The following is a 20,139-nucleotide window of genomic DNA, read 5'->3' on the forward strand; positions in this document are numbered from 1 at the left end:
TGGCGCCAACCAACCCGAAGGACGAGAAGTGGCCACTCCCGATGTTCTGGCGCCGGCGAAGCTCGGCCCGATCACGCTGCGCAACCGGATAATCAAGTCCGCGACCTTCGAGGGCCGCACGCCCGACGCGCTGGTCACCGACGACCTCATCGAGTTCCACCGGCGACCGTCGCGGGGCGGTGTGGGCATGTCCACCGTCGCGTACTGCGCGGTCGCGCCCGAGGGCCGGACCGAGCGAGGCCAGCTGTGGATGCGGGACGAGGCGGTGCCCGGACTGCGGCGGCTCACCGACGCCATCCACGCCGAGGGCGCCGCGGCGTCCGCGCAGCTCGGGCACGCCGGTCCGGTCGCGAACGGCAAGTCGAACGGGCTGCCGGCGCTGGCGCCGTCGCGGTCCTTCAACCCGATGTCGATGCGGCGGATCCACGCCGCGACGGTCGCCGACATCGAGCGGATCACCGCGGCGCACGGCACCGCGGCGACGATCGCCGTCGAGTCCGGGTTCGACGCGGTCGAGATCCACTTCGGGCACAACTACTTCGCCAGCTCGTTCCTGAGCCCGCAGCTCAACCACCGCACGGACGCCTACGGCGGGTCGCTGGAGAACCGGGCCCGGGTGGTGCTGGAGACGGCCCGGACGGTGCGGGAGGCGGTGGGCGGTCGCATCGCGATCCTGGCGAAGCTGAACATGGCAGACGGGGTGCGCGGCGGATTCCAGCTCGACGAGGCGGTGCAGGTGGCGCAGTGGCTGGAGGCGGACGGCAGCCTCGACGCCCTGGAGCTGACCGTGGGCAGCTCGCTGCTCAACCCGATGTACCTGTTCAAGGGCGACGCGCCGGTCAAGGAGTTCGCGGCGGTGATGCCCCAGCCCGCCCGCCTCGGCGTGAAGCTGATCGGCAAGAAGTTCCTGCGGTCCTATCCCTACACGCCGCTGTTCATGCTCGAACAGGCCCGCCAGGTGCGGGCCGCGGTGAAGATGCCGCTGGTGCTGCTCGGCGGGGTCACGGATCGGGCCGGCATGGACACCGCGATGTCGGAGGGATTCGAGTTCGTCGCGATGGCCCGGGCGCTGCTGATGGAGCCGGACCTGGTCAACCGGATCGCGAAGGACTCCAGCACCGAGTCGCGGTGCACCCACTGCAACCTGTGCATGCCCACCATCTTCACCGGCGCGCGCTGCGCCCTGGTCGACCGCGGGTAGCCGCCGGACAGTCGCCCGGCCGCTACCGGCGGCCGGGCGACGACGGGCCGGTCAGCGGGCGATCGGCCGCAGCACGATCTCGGTGGGATGGCCGTCCGGTGCGGTGTCGATTGCCGTGCGCACGGCCCGGGCGACGGTCTCGGGGGTGAGGAACTGGTCCGCGTCGAACTCGCCGCCCTCGGCCTCGACGATCTCGCGCTGCATGTCGGTGGCGATCCGGCCCGGGTGGATCGAGGTGACCCGAAGGGTGGGCTCCTCGTGGCGCAGCGCGTCGCCGAGGGCCCGCAGGGCGAACTTGCTCGCGGCGTACGGACCCCACCCAGCGTTGGCCCGGAGCCCCGCACCGGAGTTGATCAGCACCACGTGGCCGCCGGCCGCCCGCAGCGCGGGAAGCAGCAGCCGGGTCAGCTCGGCAACGGCGATGACGTTGGCCTCCATGGTGTTCCGCCACACCTCGGCGGAGGTCTCCGCGACGGTGCCCAGGTCGGCGATGCCCGCGTTGTGCACCAGCACGTCCAGGCGGTCGATGCCCTTGACCGCGGCCGCCACCGCGGCGTGGTCGGTCAGGTCCACCGGGAACGGCTTCGCGGCCTCGAGCTCGGTGAGAATCGGCTTCAGGGCGTCTTCTTTACGGGCGCCCAGCAGGAGGTCGTGGCCCGGGGCCAGCTCGCGGGCGATGGCGGCGCCGAGGCCTCGGCTCGCCCCGGTGATCAGTGCAGTCGGTCGCATGGCGTCGAGGCTATCGGAGGGACCGCCGCGGCCGGGGCATCAGGGTGATGATGTCAAGCGGCTCAGGCATTCTCGCGGGCGAAGGTGCGCGCCCCGATGACGCCGAGCACCGCCGCCAGGACGAGCGTGACCGCGGTCCCGACATAGACGTCCGACGAGGCGAAGTCTCCGCGGAACAGGGCGCGGGCGGCGTCGACCGTGTGGGAGAGCGGGTTCAGCCTGGCCAGGGTCTGCAGCCAGCCCGGCCCGAGCGTCATCGGCAACAGGATCCCGGAGAGCAGCAGCAGCGGCACCGAGACCATGTTCAGCACCGATGCCAGCGAGTCCTCGGAGCGGGTGGCCAGCGCCAGCGCGTAGGACGCCGACGACATGCCGGCCGCGATGATCGCGACCAGGATCAGGGTGAGCACGAAGCCGAGGACGTTGGGCCGCAGGTCGAAGAACACCACCGCGACCAGCACCAGGATGGTGGCCTGGACCATCAGCACCACCATGTCCTTGAGCACCCGGCCCAGCAGCAGGGCGCCGCGGCTCGCGGGGGTGACCCGCTGGCGCTCGATGATCCCGGCGCGCAGCTCGTAGACCATCGCGAAGCCGACGAACATCGAGCCGAACAGGCCGATCTGCATGATCAGGCCCGGGGTGAACACCAGCCACGGGTCGGTGCCCCCGCCGAGGCCGGCGCCCACGCCCTCGAGCAGCGGTCCGAACAGCACCAGGTACAGCACCGGCTGGCTCAGCCCGATCAGCACCCACAACGGGTTGCGCAGGTTCGAGCGCAGGTGGGCCCAGAAGATCAGGCCGGTCTCGTGGAGAAATCTCATCCCTGGTCTCCGTCTCGGAGTGAGCGGCCGGTGACGGTGAGGAACACGTCGTCGAGGCTGGGGCGTTTGACGGTGAGCGAACCGGGCACGATCCCGGCGGCCTGCAGTGCGTGCAGCAGCGGGACCACCGCGGCGTCACCCTGGTCCACCGTCAGGTGCACCAGGTGCCCCTCGGTGAGCTGGGAGCGCAATTCGAGGGTGTCGGCGGCCACCCGCACCGCGAGGTCGACGTTCTCGTCCCCCACCTCGAGGCTGATCACGTCGCCCGAGATCCGCCGCTTGAGCTCGTCGGGAGTGCCCTCGGCGACGATCTCGCCGTGGTCCATCACCAGGATCCGGTCGCACAGCGCGTCGGCCTCGTCGAGGTAGTGGGTGGTCAGCACGATGGTGGTGCCGGCGGCCTGCAGCGACCGGATGTGGTCCCACAGGTTGGCCCGGCTCTGCGGGTCCAGGCCGGTGGTCGGCTCGTCGAGGTATATGAGGTTGGGTCGGTGCACCAGGCCCAGTGCGATGTCCACCCGCCGGCGCTGACCGCCGGAGAGTTGCTTGCACTTGCGGCCGCCGAGGCCGGCGAGGTCCAGCGTGGCCAGCAGCGACTCCGAGTTCGCGATCGCCTCACGTTTGCTCAGCCCGAACAGGCGGGCCTGCAGCACCAGTTCCTCGATGACGAGTTCCTCGTCGTTCGTGGAGCCGCCCTGCGCGACGTACCCGATCCGCGACCGAACCAGGCGCGGGTCGCGGCGCAGGTCGGCCCCCGCGACGACGGCGTCACCGGCGGTGGGTTCGATCAGGGTGCTGATCATCCGCAGCGTGGTGGTCTTGCCGGCTCCGTTGGGGCCGAGCAGGCCGAGGATCTCGCCGGGGCGAACCTCGAAGTCGATGCCCCTGACCGCCTGCACGGGGCCGGTCTTGGTCTGGAAGGTGCGAGCCAGTCCGGTGACGCTGATGACGGCGGTCGCGGTGCCGGGGGGACTCATTCTGCACACGATAAGCAGGCCCACCGACATCCACGGCGCGCCTCGCCGCGAGGCGGCGTCGGCGCGTCGACCGTCCAATGGACTGTGGCGGAGGGTCGGTTGTCCATACACTGGACCGTGCGGTGAGACGTGCATCACATTCCGGCGTCTCTGCCGACGCCGACGGTCGACATCTGGCAATCCGGCGGCCGACTTGGTGCCCGTGGGACGGGCCGGAGCTGGGAGGGGTACGCCGAGATCGGCCCGCACCGACGAGGTCGGCTACATTCTAGTTACGCATCTCGTGCCATCTCGACGATTCGGGCGGGCGGAAGTACCAACTTCCACCCGGAACGACCTATCGCAGGAAGGAAGAGTCGCGAGCATGAAAACAGACAAGAGCAGCAAGGCGCCGGCCGCCAATTCGGACGGCGACAAGGCGGCAGCCGGCAAGGGCAAGGCCAAGGGTGGAAAGGCGGAGCCTCCCGTCCTCGCGATCGGGGCCAAGGTGTTCACCACCGCGGACCCGAAGCCGGGCCAGGAACAGGCCAACAACGAACCCGGCGTGATCGTGGACGACTTCGCCGCCACCCTCGTCGACGGTGCCGACTTCGGACGCGACTGGGCGCTCGCGCGCCGGTGGGCGATCCAGCTCGACAACGGCCGACTGGTGTTCCGCAGCAGCGACGAGCTCACCGCCGCCAGCTGACCTGACCTCGCGCGAACCGACCGCCCGCATCCGCCACGGCGTGCCCGGCGGGCGAACTTGCGCGGGTGGTCGCAGACTTGGGGGATGGCCGACCCAGGATTCACCCCGACCCAGCTCTCGGCCCGGGCCGCCTACCTGCTGCGCGGCAACGATCTCGGCACCATGACCACGGCCGCCCCCCGGCTGTACCCGCACATGTGGAGCTGGGACGCCGCGTTCGTCGCGGTGGGCCTGGCCCCGCTCAGTGTCGAGCGGGCCGTCGTCGAGCTCGACACGCTGCTCGCGGCGCAGTGGCGCAACGGGATGATCCCGCACATCGTCTTCGCCGAGGGCGTCGACGGCTACTTTCCCGGCCCCGACCGCTGGGCCTGCACGGAGCTGGCCGCCGCCGCACCCGTCGGGGTCCGGACCTCCGGCATCACCCAGCCGCCCGTGCACGCGATCGCGGTGCAGCGCATCCTCGACCACTCCCGTCGGCACGGCCGCAGCACGCGGGCGGTCGCCGACGAGTTCCTCGACCGGCGATGGCCGGACCTGGTGCGCTGGCACCGCTGGCTGGCGGAGTCACGCGACCCGTCCGGGAACGGCCGCATCACCCTCTACCACGGCTGGGAGTCCGGGATGGACAACTCGCCGCGCTGGGACTCCGCCTACGCCAACGTGGTGACCGGCCCGATCCCCCCGTACCGGCGCGCGGACACCGAGGTGATCGCCGACCTGTCGCAGCGACCGGGCGACGCGGAGTACGACCGGTACCTCTGGCTGGTCGAGGAGATGAAGCGGGTCCGCTACGACGACGCGAGCCTCGTCGCGACCATGAGCTTCGCCGTCGAGGACGTGTTCGTCAGTGCCGTGTTCGCCCTGGCCTGCGACGTGCTGGCGACCATCGGCGAGGAGAACGCGGCGCCGCGGGCCGACGTCCGGGACCTGCGCGAGTGGTCGGCGCGGTTTCGCCGCGGCGTGATCGAGACCACTGACCCGCGCACCGGCGCCGCCCGCGACCGCGACCTGCGGACCGGCCGGTGGATCGGTACCGAGACCCTGGCGATGTTCGCGCCACTGCTGTGCGGCGGACTCGACCGCGACGTCGAGCGCGCGTTGCTGCGGACGTTCGAGGGTCCGCGCTTCGCGGGCCACCCGGACCTGCGATTCGCGGTGCCGCCGTCGACCTCCCCGGTGGCCGGCGACTTCCGGCCCCGGGAGTACTGGCGCGGGCCGGTCTGGCCGGTGATGACGTGGTTGTTCTCCTGGGCGTTCGCCCGCCGGGGCTGGGCCGAACGGTCGTTGCACCTGCGCAGCGAGGGTCTTCGTCAGGCCAGCGACGGCAGCTTCGCCGAGTACTACGAGCCGTTCACCGGCGAACCGCTCGGCAGCATGCAGCAGTCGTGGACGGCGGCGGCGGTGCTGGACTGGCTGGGTTGACGGCCATTCGCCGTGTCGAAGATCACATTACGGTTTAGTCTCGGTAGATGACCTCGATGAGCCGCGCTCGTATCCGAACCGTTGCCCGTCTGGTGCCCGTGCTGCTCGCAGGCGCGATGGCCTTCACCTCGCCGGGTCTCGTCAACGCGGAGCCGATCAACGGCCCGGACGTCGCGTCCTGGCAGCACCCGGGCGGGGCCCCGATCGACTGGTTCGCGGTCCGCGCGTCGGGCCACGAGTTCGCGATGGTCAAGGCCACCGAGGGGCTGAACTACATCAACCCGTTCTTCGTGCAGGACGTGATCGGCATGCGGGCCGCCGGCATCGCCCGGGGCGCCTACCACTACGCCGACGTGCGGGCCTCGCCCGAGGCGCAGGCGTCGTACTTCGCGTCGACGTCGCTGCCCATCAACGGCCCGGGCGGCCTGCCGCCGGTGCTCGACCTCGAGGACGCGAAGGGCCTGCCGCCTGCCGCGGTGATCGACTGGACGCACCGGTACCTGAACACCGTCCAGGCCCTCACCGGCCGGCAGCCGATCATCTACACGTACCCGAACTTCTGGCGCACCGCGATGGCGAACACGAGCGAGTTCAGCAACTACCCGCTGTGGATCGCCGACTACAACGGCCAGTCCGCCCCCGGGCCGCTGCCCGGTGGCTGGCGCAACTGGGCGTTCTGGCAGTACACCAGCACCGGCCGGATCCCGGGGGTCAGCGTCAACATCGACCTCAACTTCTACAGCGGCTCGATGGGCCCGATCGAGGCCTACTCGAACTCGTTGTTCCCGGGCCTCGGGAGCCTCGGCAGTGTGGGGAACATGGGCAGCAGCTGACGGTCAGCCTGCCAGCTCGTCCGGCCCGATGGCGTCGGCCGCCCACTCGGCGGAGTCGATCGGCTCGGCGGCCGTGAACCGGGCCAGCAGCCGGCCCGCACCGAGGGCGAGCCCGGCGACGGCCGCGACGACCAGCAGTCGGCGCGGCCATCGGGCCGCCACGGTGGTGGGCGAGGTGCTCATCCGGTGAGTCTAGGCGGGTGCGCCTAGGTCCCGATGCGCCCGCCGCCGGACTTCCACACCGCCACCACCGAGGGTCGCGGCTGGCTGTCGCCGCCGTCCGGCCAGTGCGAGGCCGGGGCGTCGGCGCTCGCGCCGTCCAGCTCCCCCGGGTGCTGGACGCACACCACGACGCGCGACTCGTCGACGATCGGCCCGCACGTCTCGCCGCCCTTGGGCACGGTGAGGAACTGCTTGGTCTCGCCGCGGCGGTCGCCGTCGAGGACGACGCTGAACAGGCCGTCGTTGGACTTCAGAGCGTTGCCGTCGGTGGAGATCCACAGGTTGCCGTATGGGTCGAAGGCCAGGTTGTCCGGGCACGAGATCGGGCTGACCTGGGACTTGTCGAAGCCACCGAAGTAGGTGTCCGCGGCGGCCGGGTCGCCGCACACCAGCAGCAGGTTCCAGGTGAACGAGACCCCGGAGTGGTCGTCCTCGAGTTCGAGGACCTGACCGTTCTTGTTGTTGTTGCGCGGGTTCGGAGCGTCGGCTGCGGCCTGGCCCTCGGTGCCGCGCTTGCTGTTGTTGGTCAGCGCCACGTACACCTTGCCGGTCTTCGGGTTGGGCTCGAAGTCCTCGGGGCGGTCCATCTTGGTGGCGCCGACCTTGTCCCCGGCCTGCCGGGTGAACACCGCCACCTCGGCCGCGCTCATGCCCGGCACCAGCGACTCGGCTCGGCCGTCGACGTTGGTGCGCAGCAGCGGGATCCACTTGCCGGTGCCGGCGAACCGGCCGCCCGCGGGCAGCGTGCCGGAGCCGTCGACCGTGGCGGGTTCGTCGCCGCTGAGCTGCGCGACGTACAGGGTTCCGGCGTCGAGCAGGGTCAGGTTGTGACGCATGCTGGCCTGTCCGTTGCCCTGCATCATCTTCCGCGCGGAGACGAACTTGTACATGTAGTCGAAGCGCTCGTCGTCGCCGCTGTAGGCGACCACGGTGCCGTCGTCGGTGACGTGGATGGTCGCGGCCTCGTGCTTGAACCGGCCCATCGCGGTGTGCTTGATCGGGGTGGACGTCGGGTCCCACGGGTCCACCTCGACGACGTACCCGAAGCGGTTGACCTCGTTGGGCTCCTTGGCGAGGTCGAAGCGGGAGTCGAAGCGCTCCCACTTGCGCTCGCTGGCGCCGCCCGCGACGCCGTAGCGCTTCAGTCGGGCCGCGACGGTGGGATCGGTGACCAGCTCGGCGTTCGCGAAGTACTGGTTGAAGTTCTCCTCGCCGGACAGCACGGTCCCCCAGGGGGTGACCCCGCCGGAGCAGTTGTTCAGCGTGCCGACGACACGGGTGCCGGTGGGGTCGGCCGAGGTCACCAGGAACTCGCTGCCCGCGGCAGGCCCGGTCACCAGGAACTCGGAGTTCGCGGTGATCCGTCGGTTGCTCGGTCCGAACTCCGGTGTCAGTGCCCCGGATCCGGCGGCGCCCTTCACCTGGACCACGGACATCCCGTGCGCGGCGACGGCGGTCTGGAACTGCTCGAGCGTGGGGTTCTCGGGGTCGTATCCGGCGAACATGAAAGGTTCGGTGGTGTACTCGTGGTTGACCACCAGCAGGTAGGTGTGGGGCGTGCCGCTGACCGGCAGCAGGCCGGCGAAGTCGTTGTTGAACCCGAACTGCATCCCCTGGGCCTGCGGGCTCTGGTTGCCGAAGTCGAAGGCTGGCGCGCCGGGCAGGACCGCGTCGCCCCAGCGGATCACGACGGCGTGCTCGTAGCCGTCCGGGACCACCACGGCGTCCTCGGTGTTCGGTGCCACCGCGGTGAAGGCGGTGCCGACCGGGACGGCGCCGTCGGAGGACGCCGCGGAGCTCCCGGTCGCGGCGCCTGCGTTGTCGGCGCAGGCCGTCAGCGCGCTGCCTGCGCCGACCGCGAGCACCGCGACCGCGCCCGACTTGAGCATTCCGCGGCGCGTCATCGCGGTGCGCACGATGTCGCCGAAGTACTCGCCGCCCGAGGTGTTCGGTACCGCGTGCGAGCACGCGTCGCCGCACTTGTACCGGCAGGTCACCGACGCCCGCGAGGACTTTCCGTCGTGGCTGACGAACAGGGCAAGAGGCTTGAGTTTCACGTGGAACTTCCCGTTCGGAGGGTCAACTCCGGCGACCGTAGAAGCCTCAGGCAAGGGAAAGGAGACGTCGGGGTGAACGGCAGGGGTCCGGCGTCAGAGGACCTGGGACAGGAAGGTCTGCAGCCGGTCGGTCTGCGGGTCGTCGAACAGCGCGTCCGGTTCGCCGGTCTCCACCACCACGCCGGCGTCCATGAACACCACCGTGTCGGAAACCGTGCGGGCGAAGCCCATCTCGTGGGTCACCACGATCATCGACATGCCGCCCGCGGCCAGGTCCGCCATCAGTGCCAGCACCCCCTTGACCAGCTCCGGGTCCAGCGCGGAGGTGGCCTCGTCGAAGAACATGATCTCCGGCTTCATCGCCAGCGCGCGGGCGATCGCGACCCGCTGCTGCTGCCCGCCGGACAGGTTCGCCGGCCGGGACTGCGCCTTGTGTGCCAGGCCCACCAGCTCCAACTGCGCGAGCGCGGCGGCGTGCGCCTCGTCCTTGGAGAGCCCGCGGAGCTTGCGGGGACCGAGTGCGACGTTGTCGAGCACCGTCCGGTGCGGGAACAGGTTGAAGTGCTGGAAGACCATCCCGATTCGCTGACGCAGCACGTCCGGGTTGTCGCCCAGCACCGACCGGCCGTCGATCGCGATGTCGCCCCGATCGGGCTCGTGCAGTCGGTTGAGCACCCGCAGCAGGGTCGACTTGCCGGAGCCGGACGGCCCGATCACCGATGTGGTGGCGCCGGCGTCGACGTGCACGTCCACGCCGCGCAGCACCCGGTTCTGCCCGAAGGACAGGTGCAGGTCGGTGCCGGTGAGCGATCCGGAACGGACGGGCTCGGTCACTGCTATCCCCTCTCCACGACGATGGCCTGGTCGAGCGGGTCGAGGGTGCCGGAGGTGTCCGATTTGCCGGTCCGCAGCCGCCGGTCGATGTAGTTCACCAGGTGGGTCAGCGGAATCGTCAGCACCAGGTAGAACAGGCCCGCGGCGACCAGCGGGGAGAGGTTGCCGGTCTGCGCGTTGAGGTCGCGGCCGACGGCGAACAGTTCGCGCTGGGTGGCGAGCAGGCCGAGGAAGTAGATGAGCGAGGAGTCCTTGATCAGCGAGATGAACTGGTTCATCAGCGCAGGCAGGACCCGTCGGACGCCCTGCGGGATCACCACCAGGTTCATCGCCCGGCGGTGGCTGAAGCCGATGGCGCGGGCCGCCTCGAGCTGCCCGGGGTCGACGCTCTGGATGCCGGAGCGGAAGATCTCGCCGATGTACGCGGCCGCCAGCAGTGCCAGCGCGGCGGCGCCGAGCCAGTACGGGTTGTTGCCGGTGATGCCCTTGACCACCGGTCCGATGCCGAGACCGACGATCAGGATGATCACCACCGCGGGCAGGCCGCGGAAGACGTCGGTGTAGACGCGGGCCGGCCAGCGCAGCCACCGGGTCCGGGAGAGGCCGGCGATCGCGAGCAGCATGCCGACCACGGTGCCCACCACTCCGGAGGTCAGCGCGAGGATCACCGTGTTGGGCAGACCGGTCTTGAGCAGGTCCGGGATGGCCTGCCGGTAGAGGCTCCAGTCGAAGAAGGTCTCGCGCAGCTGGGTGAGCGTCGACTTCTCCTGCGCGGGAGCCGCGTTCGGGTTCTCCGCGGCGTGTTCGGCCGCCAGCGCCGCGAAGTCGGGCAGTTGCGGCTCCGGTGCGGCCTTGCTGCCGGGTTTCCAGCCCTCGGGCAGCTGCCGGGGCACCCACTCGGAGTACAGCTTCGCCCAGGTTCCGTCGGCGATCACGGCGTCGAGTCCGGAATTCAGTGCGTCGATCAGCGGCTGGTTGTTCTTGTTCACCGCCCAGCCGACGAAGTTGTTGAGGCTGAAGGTGTTCTGCACGATCGACGTCGGGTCGCCGGGCTTGATCGCGCCCTCGGCCTGCTGCGAGGGTGCCACCCAGGCGTCGATCTGGCCGGACTTGAGGTTGGCGTACGCGGTGTTGTAGTCGGGGAACTTCACCGGGTCGAGCCCCAGCGTGTTGACCACGTAGTCGTCCTGCACGGTGCCCTGCACCACGCCGATCCTGGTGTCGGCGCTCAGATCCGAGAATCCTTTCACCGCACCGTTGTTCGGCACGACCAGGGAGAAGTAGCCGAAGTCGTAGCCGTTGGTGAACCCGACGGTCCGGCGCCGCTCGTCGGTGGTCGTGATCGAGGACGACCCCACGTCGAACCGCTTGTTCGCGACCTGGGAGAGCAGCCCGACGAACTCGGTACCGGAGAACTCGACCTGCAGTCCCAGCTTGTCCGCGATGGCCCGCAGCAGTTCATTGTCGAACCCGGTGAAGGTGCCCGAGGCGTCGACGCAGATGCTCGGTGGGGCGTCGGACAGCGTGCCGACGCTGATCGTGCCCGGCTTGAGCAGACCCAGGGCGGTCACGTCGATCTGGTCGAGGGGGGTGGTGGTCGCGGTGGTGAACCGGTCCTCCCCCGCCGCGGCGGCCGCCGCGTCCAAGTTCGTCGGCACCGCCGAGGCGCTGCCGACGCCGGGCGGGGCACACAGGTCGGTCGGCGCCTCCGAGGATCCGCATCCGCCGGTCAGCGCCGCCAGCAGCAGCACCAGCAGCGCCAGGATCCATGCCCTCACCCAACGCGATCGGACCATGTCCGTGAGCCTAACCGGGTCGTCGGTGCCCGTCAGTGCGACAAAGGTCGGGTCGGGGTGTCGGTCAGGCCAGGCCGGCGAGCGGTTCGGGCATCCGTTCGTCGCGCCAGCGGACGGCCTCGGTGAGGGTGCCGAGGTCGAAGTCGGGCCCGCTCACACTGACGGTGAACAGGGTGACCCCCGCGGCGACGAAGTCGGGCGCCAGTTCCGTGCCGGGCCAGGGCGAGGACCGGGCGATCCGAGCGGGGTCGCGGCCCACGTCGGTGCAGTGCCCGGCCAGCACCTGGGACTTGTGTCCGAACGTCTCGAGGTCCGCGAAGCTGTGCCAGATGTCGGCGTACTCGGCCACCAACCGCAACGTCTTCCGCTCGCCGCCGCCACCGATCAGGATCGGGATGTCGCGGGTGGGTGCGGGGTTGAGTCGGCTCAACCGACTGGTGATCCGGGCCAGGTTCTCGCCCAGCAGCCGCAGTCGGGTGCCCGCGGTGCCGAACTCGTAGCCGTACTGTTCGTAGTCCTTCGGGAACCAGCCGCCGCCGATGCCCAGGATCAGCCGTCCGCCGCTGATGTGGTCGACGGTTCTGGCCATGTCCGCCAACAGGTCCGGGTTCCGGTAGCCGCCGCCGGTGACCAGCGCGCCGATCTCCACCCGCTCGGTCTGTTCGGCCCAGGCGGCGAGCATCGTCCAGCACTCGAAGTGGGCGCCGTCGGGGTCGCCGCCGAGCGGGAAGAAGTGGTCCCAGTTGAAGACGATGTCGACGCCGAGGTCTTCGGACCGCAGCACCGCGTCCCGGATCAGTGCGTAGTCGGGGGTGTGCTGTTGCTGGAGTTGGACGCCGATGCGCACCGGAACGGTCATGCGGACTCCTCGTATCGAAAGACAGAAGAAGGCCCTGTCAACGGTAGTCCGAACCGGGTGCGGTCGCAGTCCCGTCGGCGCGCCCCGACGTCGCGCGACCCGCTGTCCGGCGGTCATCGGCGGCTCCGCAGGCCCGAATGAACGGACCGTTCACTCGATCCAATCGAATGAACGCTTCCGTTCATTCGACGGCGGGGAGGTCGGGAGGTGGCCCCGGGGCTTGCGATACTGTGCGCCGGACCACCCCCGAATCGGATCGTCCGGCACGTTCCTGCCGGTGAAGGGATCGACGAACACCCATGGCGACAGTCACCTACGACTCCACGACCTGCCTCTTCCCCGGCTCGGACACCCCCGCGGTGAACGCGCTCGACCTGCACATCGAGGACGGCGAGTTCCTGGTGCTGGTCGGCCCCTCCGGCTGCGGCAAGTCCACCTCGCTGCGGATGCTCGCCGGGCTCGAGGACGTGCACACCGGACGCATCCTGATCGGCGACCGCGACGTCACCGGCGCGGAGCCGAAGGAACGGGACATCGCGATGGTGTTCCAGAACTACGCGCTGTATCCGCACATGTCCGTCGCCGAGAACATGGGCTTCGCGCTCAAGCTCGCGAAGATGCCCAAGCCGGACATCCGGGCCCGGGTGGAGGAGACCGCGAAGCTGCTGGACCTCACGCCCTACCTCGACCGCAAGCCCAAGGCGCTCTCCGGCGGCCAGCGTCAGCGCGTCGCGATGGGCCGGGCGATCGTCCGGCAGCCGCAGGTGTTCCTGATGGACGAGCCGCTGTCCAACCTCGACGCCAAGCTGCGGGTGCAGACCCGGGCCCAGATCGCCCAGCTGCAGCGTCGGCTCGGCACCACCACCGTCTACGTCACCCACGACCAGGTCGAGGCCATGACGATGGGCGACCGGGTGGCCGTCCTCCGGGACGGGATCCTGCAGCAGTGCGCCAGCCCGCGGGAGCTGTACTCGCGGCCGACCAACGTGTTCGTGGCCGGTTTCATGGGATCGCCGTCGATGAACCTGTTCACGCTGCCGGTCACCGACGGCGGCGTGCTGCTCGGCAACTCCGTGATCCCGGTGCCGCGCAGCGCCCTGGCCGCGGCCAACGCGTCCGAGGTGGTCCTCGGCGTGCGTCCCGAGCACCTGGAGTTGGCCGACCGGGGTCTGCCGATGGAGGTGGACGTCGTCGAGGAGCTCGGTTCCGATGCCTACATCTACGGCCGGACCAACCTGCACGGTGTCGATCAGGAGATCGTCGCCCGGGCCGACTGGCGGCGCCCGCCGCCGAAGGGTTCTCTGGTCAGGCTGCACGTCGACCCCGCGCAGGTGCACCTGTTCTCGGTGGTCGACGGGCGTCGACTGGGGTGACCATGACCGATCCAGTGCGGGGGTAATTACCGAAATCACCGGCCGCTCGTGCCAAAGTAGGCGTCGACATGTGCCTCGGGTGGGACAGCTCACGCCGTCCGGCGGCCGTAGATCGTCTTTGATGAAGGGTGGACCATGCGTTCTTTCAACACGCGTTCGCGGATTGCGGTGGCGGCCTCGGCCGCTGCGCTGCTCGCGCTCACCGGCTGCTCGAGTGACAGCGGCGGTGGCGGCAGCGTCGACGACGCCGTCGGCCAGAACCAGGACGGTCGCGGTGCGATCTCGTTCGCGATGGGCAAGAACGACACCGACAAGCTGCAGCCGGTGATCGAGCGGTGGAATGCCGCCAACCCCAACGAGCAGGTCTCCCTCAAGGAGCTGCCCGGTGAGGCCGACGACCAGCGCAACAAGCTGGTCCAGTCGCTCGAGGCCGGCAACGCCGACTACGACGTGATGGCGCTCGACGTCACCTGGACCGCGGAGTTCGCCGCCAACGGCTGGCTGCAGCCGCTCGAGGGCTCGCTGGCCCTGGACACCGCAGGCCTGCTGCCCGCGACGGTCGACAGCGCCACCTACCGCGGCAAGGTCTACGCCGGCCCGCAGAACACCAACGCCCAGCTGCTCTACTACCGCACCGACCTGGTCCCGGCCGCGCCGGCGAACTGGAAGGCGCTGACCGACAGCTGCGCGGTCGCCACCGAGAAGGGCGTCCAGGACTGCCTGGTCACCCAGCTCAAGCAGTACGAGGGCCTGACGGTCAACACCACCCAATTCATCAACTCCTGGGGCGGCGCGGTCGTCGGTGCCGACGGCAAGACCCCCGAGGTCGAGTCCCCCGAGGCCAAGGCAGGCCTGCAGGCGATGGTCGATGCCTACACCGGCGGCCAGATCGCCAAGCGCTCCACCGGGTTCACCGAGGAGGAGACCAACCTCGCGTTCGTCGGCGGCGAGTCCATGTACGCCTACAACTGGCCGTACATGTACACCAACGCCGAGGAGGACGGCTCGGCCGTGAAGGGCAAGGTCGGCGTCGCGCCGATCGTCGGTCCCGCCGGTGCCGGTGCGTCCACCCTGGGCGGCTACAACGACGGCATCAACGTCTACTCCAAGAACAAGGCCACCGCGCGCGACTTCATCGCGTTCATCCAGAACGAAGAGAACCAGATGTCCTTCGCGGACGCCTCGTTCCCGCCGGTGCTCGCGTCCGTGTACAGCGATGCCGCGCTGATCGCCAAGTACCCGTACCTGCCGGCACTGAAGGCCGCGCTCGAGACCGCGCAGCCGCGCCCGGTCACCCCGTACTACAGCGCGATCTCCAAGGCCATCCAGGACAACGCGACCGCCGCGCTCACCGGCAAGGCGACCGTCGACCAGGCGACCGCCGACATGTCCGCGGCCATCGTGCAGGCCGCCAAGTAACACCCGGCCGCCCGGCACATCCGGTTCGGCAGATCCCATTCGAGACGAGGACCAGGTAATTCGACAATGGCTGACTCTGCCGAGCCAAGGCCAGCCGACGGGGGCCGCGTCGCGGCCGGAGTGATCGACTCCGGCCGCGACGTCCCCTTCGGTGACTCACCGTCGCCCGCGCCGCCCAAGCGCAAGCGCGACCTGCGGGCGGTGTGGCTGATCGCCCCGACGATGGTCATCCTCGCCGTCGTCATCGTGTACCCGGTGCTGCGCGCGGTCTACCTCTCGTTCCAGAAGAACAAGGGCGTCGACCCGGAGACCGGACGCTTCGTCGACGGCGGGTTCGCCGGCTTCGACCACTACCTGATGTGGCTGACCGGCAACTGCGGGTCCGGCTCCGGCAGCTGCGCGCCCGGCACCCTGGGCGCGGACTTCTGGCCCTCCGTCGGGGTCACCTTCTTCTTCGCGGTCGTCACCGTGTCCATCGAGGTGCTCCTCGGCCTGTGGATGGCGACGATCATGGGCCGCACCTTCTTCGGCCGGTCCCTGCTGCGCGCCAGCGTGCTGATCCCGTGGGCGATCCCGACCGCGGTCACCGCGAAGCTGTGGTTCTTCATCTTCGCCGAGAACGGCGTCGCGAACAGCCTGCTCGGCACCTCCATCGCCTGGACGACGGACCCGTGGGCCTCGCGGTTCGCGGTGATCGTCGCCGACGTGTGGAAGACGACGCCCTTCATGGCGCTGCTCATCCTGGCCGGCCTGCAGATGATCCCGCAGGACGTCTACGAGGCGGCCCGGGTGGACGGGGCCAACGCCTGGCAGCGGTTCAAGTCGATCACGCTGCCGCTGGTCAAGCCCGCGCTGATGGTCGCGGTGCTCTTCCGCACCCTCGACGTGCTGCGCATGTACGACCTGCCCGCGATCCTGGCGGGTACGTCCGGCGGAACCCCGACCACGACGGTGTCGATCCTGGCGGTCGCGGACATCCGCCAGGGCAATCTCCAGAGCGCGTCGGCGTTGTCGACGTTGATCTTCCTGATGATCTTTGCGGTGGCCTACATCATGGTGAAATTCCTCGGCGCCAACGCCGTGCGTACCCAGGACGAGCAGCGGAAGGGCGGTGACCACTGATGACCGGGCGACACCGCTCCCCCGGGCCTGCGCCCACGGTCAAGCGCCGCCGCTTCGGTCCGGCCGCGCGCACCTACGTCGGGGTGATCGTCATCCTGCTGTGGGGCCTGGCGCCGTTCTACTGGATGGTCGTCACCGCGCTGCGCCCGGTGGCGGACACCTTCGACACCACCCCGTGGCCGACGACGCTGACCCTGGACAACTTCCGGGCGGCGCTGGCCACCGACAAGGGCAACGACTTCCTCGCCGCGATCGGCAACAGCCTGATCATCGGCGCGGCCACCACCGCGGTCGGCCTGCTGCTCGGCGTGTTCGCCGCGTACGCGTTGGCGCGCGTGGAGTTCCGCGGCAAGTACGTGGTGACCGGCATCATCCTGGGGGCGTCGATGTTCCCGACCGTCGCGTTGGTCACCCCGCTGTTCCAGCTGTTCGGCGACCTCGGCTGGATCGGTCAGTACCAGGCACTGATCATCCCGAACATCTCGTTCGTGCTGCCGCTGACCATCTACACGCTGACCTCCTTCCTCTCGGACCTGCCGTGGGAACTCGAGGAGGCGGCCCGCATCGACGGCGCCACGCGGGGTCAGGCGTTCCGGTTGGTCATCATGCCGCTGGCCGCACCCGCGCTGTTCACCACCGCGATCCTCGCGTTCATCGCCACCTGGAACGAGTTCATGCTCGCCAGCCTGCTGTCGACCGAGGCCACCGAGCCGGTGACCGTTGCGATCGCCCGCTTCGCAGGCGCCAACTCGTGGGAGCAGCCGTACGCGGCGATCATGGCGGCGGGCACCCTGGTGACGATCCCGCTGGTGATCATGGTGCTGCTGTTCCAGCGCCGGATCGTGTCGGGTCTGACCGCGGGCGGCGTCAAGTCGTGAACCGGGCACGGCGGCGTCAGCAGCTCGAGATGCTGATCGGTCTGCTCGGGTTCTTCACCGCGGTCACGTTCGTGGCGGTCGTTGTCTCGATCGTCCGCGGGACCGCGGGCGCCACGCCGTCCCTGGTGCTACTGGGTCTGGTGGTGGTGCTGGTAATGGCGGTGCGGGCGAGGAATCGGGCCTGACGGCCGATCTGTATCCGAGGGCGTGTCTCGGTGGATTGTCCGGTCCGGCGGTGTGAGTATGCATAGGTAAGGCAAACTCCGCAGCCGTTTGGAGACTGAATGTGAGCTCGCCCGCCGGCGACACCTCGGACCATCGATCGCGCCCCAAGACCTCGGGGGGCGATGGCCCGCGGGGCGGAACGCCCGCATCGGGACCGAGGAAGCCGGATCCGTCGGCTCCGGGGAAACCGGCTCCGGGGAAGCCTGTCCCGTCGGCTCCGGGGAAACCGGCCCTGGCGAAACCGGCCCCGTCGGCTCCGGGGAAACCACCCGCGTCGGGACCGGGGAAACCACCCGCGTCGGGATCGGGGAAGCCGCCCGCATCGGGACCGGGGAAACCGGCCCCGTCGGCTCCGGTCGGGACCGCCAAGGTGTCGCCGGGCGAGCCCCCCGCGCCGGGCGAGCCCCCCACGCCGCCGCCGGGTGAAATCCCCGAGTCGGCATCGGGCGGGGGTCCCACTCCCCCGCGGCGCAGGCGGTGGATGCTCTGGTCCGCGGTCGCGGCGGTGCTGCTGCTGGTCGTCCTGCCCGCCGCGGCCTTCGCGATCGGCTATCGCCTGGCGGTGGTTCCCCAACCGTCCGACATGCGGACCAATCAGGTGGCGACCGTCCTCGCGACGGACGGCTCGGTGATTACCAAAATTGTTCCGCCGGAGGGCAACCGGACCGAGGTGGAGTTGGTCGACATCCCGGAGCACGTGCGGATGGCGGTGCTCTCCGCGGAGGACCGCAACTTCTACACCAACCCCGGCTTCTCGGTCTCCGGCTTCGTCCGGGCGGCGCGGGACAACGTACTCGGCAAGGCCAGCGCCGGTGGCGGCTCCACCATCACCCAGCAGTACGTGAAGAACACCCTGGTCGGCGCGGACCGCAACGTGGTCCGCAAGATGCGCGAGCTGGTGATCTCGTCGAAGATGGCGCGGCAGTGGTCCAAGGACGACATCCTCGCCGCCTACCTCAACACCATCTACTTCGGTCGCGGTGCCTACGGCATCTCGGCCGCGTCCAAGGCGTACTTCGACAAGCCCGTGGGCGACCTGACGGTCGCGGAGGGCGCCGTGCTGGCGTCGGTGATCCAGAGTCCCTCGCGCCTGGACCCGGAGACCAACCGCACGGGGCTCGAGTCGCGCTGGAACTACGTCCTCAACGGCATGGCGGAGCTCGGCACCCTCAGCTCGGCGGAGCGCAAGGCCGTGGAGTTCCCCGCGGTGCTGCCCCTGGCCCAGGTGCCCGACGCCAGCGCCGCGCGGGGTCCGGAGGGCCTGATTCGCACCCAGGTGCTCCGGGAACTGTCCGCCGCCGGGATCAGCGAGCAGGAACTCAACACCGAGGGTCTGCAGATCAGCACCACCATCGACCCCGCCGCGCAGGCCGCGGCGCTGGACGCGGTGACCGGCACCATGGACGGCGAGCCGAAGGAACTGCGGACCGCGGTGGTCTCGATTGACCCGCGCACCGGCGGCGTGCGGGCCTACTACGGCGGTGCGGAGGGTGCCGGGTTCGACTACGCGCAGGCGCCGCTGCAGACGGGTTCCGCGTTCAAGGTGTTCGGTCTGGCTGCGCTGCTCGAGGAGGGCCGCGGGTTGCAGACGATGTTCGACAGCGCCCCGCTCAAGGTCGGCAGCGTGGAGATCACCAACGTCGCCGGCGAGGGCTGCGGCACCTGCACCATTGCGCAGGCGCTCAAGCAGTCACTCAACACCAGCTTCTACCGGATGACGCGGTCCATGGAGAACGGTCCGCAGCGGATCGCCGATGTCGCGCACCGGGCGGGTGTGCCGCTGGAGATCCCCGGCGTCGAGGGGCCCACCCTGAGTCAGGACGGCGGCCCGCCGGAGGACGGAATTGTGTTGGGGCAGTATCAGACCCGTCCGATCGACATGGCCTCTGCGTACGCCACTCTGGCCGCGTCCGGGGTGTACCGGGCACCGCACTTCGTGCAGCGGGTGGTCACCGCTGACGGCCGGGTGCTGCTGGACCGGATGCCGGACCCCGGCGAACAGCGGGTCGACGCGGCGGTCGCGGACAACGTCACCCAGGCGATGATGCCGATCGCCGCCTACTCCAACGGACACTCGCTGGCCGGCGGACGGCCGTCGGCGGCCAAGACCGGCACCGCGCAGTTCGGGGACACCGGGAAGAACAAGGACGCCTGGATGGTCGGCTACACGCCGTCGCTGTCCACCGCGGTGTGGGTCGGCGGGGTGCAACCGCAGGCGATCGTCAACAGCTGGGGCGGCTCGATCTACGGTTCGGGCCTGCCGTCGGACATCTGGAAGGAGACCATGGACGGGGCCATCGGCGGTTCCGACTGGGAGTCCTTCCCGTGGCCGAAGCCGATCGACAACCAGGCCGGAGTGCCCACCTATTCCGGTGGCGCCCCCTCCGGGTCGGGCACAAGTTCCACCGTCAACACCGGCGGCGGCTCGCTCGCCTCGACCGGCAGCGGACGCGTCCAGCAGGCCCCGGTGCAGGCTCCCGCCCCCGAGCAGGTGTCGCCCCAGATCCTGCCGGTCGTGCCGCAGGCGCCGCCGGTGATCCTCCCGCCCGCACCTGCACCGGCACCCGCGCCGCCGGCACCGCCGCGGACGGTGGAGATCCTGCCGGGCATCGTCATCCCGCTGCCCGGCTGAGGCCGCCCAGCCGCTGTGGCGGTGCGCGGGTCCTCGGACTCGCCCACC

18 protein-coding genes are annotated in these 20,139 nt (G+C 70.0%); 10 read left to right on the forward strand and 8 right to left on the reverse strand.

From position 1 onward, the window contains the following. Positions 1-28: 28 nt before the first annotated feature. Positions 29-1,201 carry an NADH:flavin oxidoreductase gene (locus ACFO6S_RS09295; protein ID WP_378416264.1) on the forward strand — a complete coding sequence of 391 codons (1,173 nt, stop codon included), beginning with the start codon at positions 29-31 and terminating at the stop codon, positions 1,199-1,201. Positions 1,202-1,252: 51 nt separating this feature from the next. Here the strand turns inward: ACFO6S_RS09295 and ACFO6S_RS09300 are convergent, their stop codons facing one another. The 3 genes from ACFO6S_RS09300 to ACFO6S_RS09310 form a co-directional block, all read right to left on the reverse strand. Further along, positions 1,253-1,930, reverse strand: coding sequence for an SDR family oxidoreductase (locus ACFO6S_RS09300; protein WP_378416266.1), 678 nt, complete (start codon positions 1,928-1,930; stop codon positions 1,253-1,255). A gap of 62 nt (positions 1,931-1,992) precedes the next feature. Continuing rightward, entirely contained in the window at positions 1,993-2,754 is a 762-nt protein-coding gene (locus tag ACFO6S_RS09305; protein ID WP_378416268.1) for an ABC transporter permease, read from the reverse strand. Further along, positions 2,751-3,731 (reverse strand): ABC transporter ATP-binding protein, encoded by a 981-nt coding sequence (locus tag ACFO6S_RS09310; RefSeq protein WP_378416270.1) that lies wholly within the window; start codon positions 3,729-3,731, stop codon positions 2,751-2,753. Before ACFO6S_RS09310 ends, ACFO6S_RS09305 begins: the two co-directional genes overlap by 4 nt. Positions 3,732-4,095: 364 nt before the next feature. Between ACFO6S_RS09310 and ACFO6S_RS09315 the strand changes: the two genes are divergently transcribed. From ACFO6S_RS09315 to ACFO6S_RS09325, 3 genes are all read left to right on the forward strand, one after another. Next, positions 4,096-4,419, forward strand: coding sequence for a hypothetical protein (locus ACFO6S_RS09315; RefSeq protein WP_378416271.1), 324 nt, complete (start codon positions 4,096-4,098; stop codon positions 4,417-4,419). Between the two features lie 84 nt (positions 4,420-4,503). Beyond that, positions 4,504-5,841 carry a glucosylglycerate hydrolase gene (ggh, locus tag ACFO6S_RS09320; protein ID WP_378416273.1) on the forward strand — a complete coding sequence of 446 codons (1,338 nt, stop codon included), beginning with the start codon at positions 4,504-4,506 and terminating at the stop codon, positions 5,839-5,841. Between the two features lie 47 nt (positions 5,842-5,888). Continuing rightward, positions 5,889-6,674 (forward strand): glycoside hydrolase family 25 protein, encoded by a 786-nt coding sequence (locus ACFO6S_RS09325; protein ID WP_378416274.1) that lies wholly within the window; start codon positions 5,889-5,891, stop codon positions 6,672-6,674. A gap of 3 nt (positions 6,675-6,677) precedes the next feature. Here ACFO6S_RS09325 and ACFO6S_RS09330 read toward each other — a convergent pair whose 3' ends face one another. The 5 genes from ACFO6S_RS09330 to ACFO6S_RS09350 form a co-directional block, all read right to left on the reverse strand. Next, positions 6,678-6,857: a hypothetical protein gene (locus ACFO6S_RS09330; RefSeq protein WP_378416276.1), complete on the reverse strand. Its 180-nt coding sequence runs from the start codon at positions 6,855-6,857 to the stop codon at positions 6,678-6,680. Between the two features lie 23 nt (positions 6,858-6,880). Beyond that, positions 6,881-8,953, reverse strand: coding sequence for a PhoX family protein (locus tag ACFO6S_RS09335; RefSeq protein ID WP_378416278.1), 2,073 nt, complete (start codon positions 8,951-8,953; stop codon positions 6,881-6,883). Positions 8,954-9,046: 93 nt separating this feature from the next. Continuing rightward, positions 9,047-9,787 (reverse strand): amino acid ABC transporter ATP-binding protein, encoded by a 741-nt coding sequence (locus ACFO6S_RS09340; protein WP_378416279.1) that lies wholly within the window; start codon positions 9,785-9,787, stop codon positions 9,047-9,049. Positions 9,788-9,789: 2 nt separating this feature from the next. Beyond that, complete coding sequence (locus tag ACFO6S_RS09345) at positions 9,790-11,583, reverse strand: ABC transporter substrate-binding protein/permease (protein WP_378416281.1); 1,794 nt, start codon at positions 11,581-11,583, stop codon at positions 9,790-9,792. Positions 11,584-11,647: 64 nt separating this feature from the next. Next, positions 11,648-12,442 carry an LLM class F420-dependent oxidoreductase gene (locus tag ACFO6S_RS09350; RefSeq protein WP_378416282.1) on the reverse strand — a complete coding sequence of 265 codons (795 nt, stop codon included), beginning with the start codon at positions 12,440-12,442 and terminating at the stop codon, positions 11,648-11,650. Between the two features lie 299 nt (positions 12,443-12,741). On the opposite strand from ACFO6S_RS09350, the gene ACFO6S_RS09355 reads away from it, so the two are divergent. The 6 genes from ACFO6S_RS09355 (at position 12,742) to ACFO6S_RS09380 (ending at position 20,091) form a co-directional block, all read left to right on the forward strand. Beyond that, positions 12,742-13,815: an ABC transporter ATP-binding protein gene (locus ACFO6S_RS09355; protein ID WP_378416284.1), complete on the forward strand. Its 1,074-nt coding sequence runs from the start codon at positions 12,742-12,744 to the stop codon at positions 13,813-13,815. Positions 13,816-13,950: 135 nt separating this feature from the next. Beyond that, complete coding sequence (locus ACFO6S_RS09360; RefSeq protein WP_378416286.1) at positions 13,951-15,234, forward strand: ABC transporter substrate-binding protein; 1,284 nt, start codon at positions 13,951-13,953, stop codon at positions 15,232-15,234. Between the two features lie 66 nt (positions 15,235-15,300). After that, positions 15,301-16,356: a carbohydrate ABC transporter permease gene (locus tag ACFO6S_RS09365; RefSeq protein ID WP_378416288.1), complete on the forward strand. Its 1,056-nt coding sequence runs from the start codon at positions 15,301-15,303 to the stop codon at positions 16,354-16,356. After that, entirely contained in the window at positions 16,356-17,234 is an 879-nt protein-coding gene (locus ACFO6S_RS09370) for a carbohydrate ABC transporter permease (RefSeq protein ID WP_378416289.1), read from the forward strand. Before ACFO6S_RS09365 ends, ACFO6S_RS09370 begins: the two co-directional genes overlap by 1 nt. Continuing rightward, a complete protein-coding gene (locus ACFO6S_RS09375) occupies positions 17,231-17,419 on the forward strand; it encodes a hypothetical protein (protein ID WP_378416290.1) in 189 nt (62 codons plus the stop codon). The genes ACFO6S_RS09370 and ACFO6S_RS09375 overlap by 4 nt, the downstream gene beginning before the upstream one ends. Before the next feature lie 521 nt (positions 17,420-17,940). Further along, a complete protein-coding gene (locus tag ACFO6S_RS09380; protein ID WP_378416292.1) occupies positions 17,941-20,091 on the forward strand; it encodes a transglycosylase domain-containing protein in 2,151 nt (716 codons plus the stop codon). Positions 20,092-20,139 lie beyond the last annotated feature (48 nt).

This window comes from Rhodococcus kronopolitis (assembly GCF_042654025.1).
Classification (GTDB): Bacteria; Actinomycetota; Actinomycetes; order Mycobacteriales; family Mycobacteriaceae; genus Rhodococcus_G; species Rhodococcus_G kronopolitis.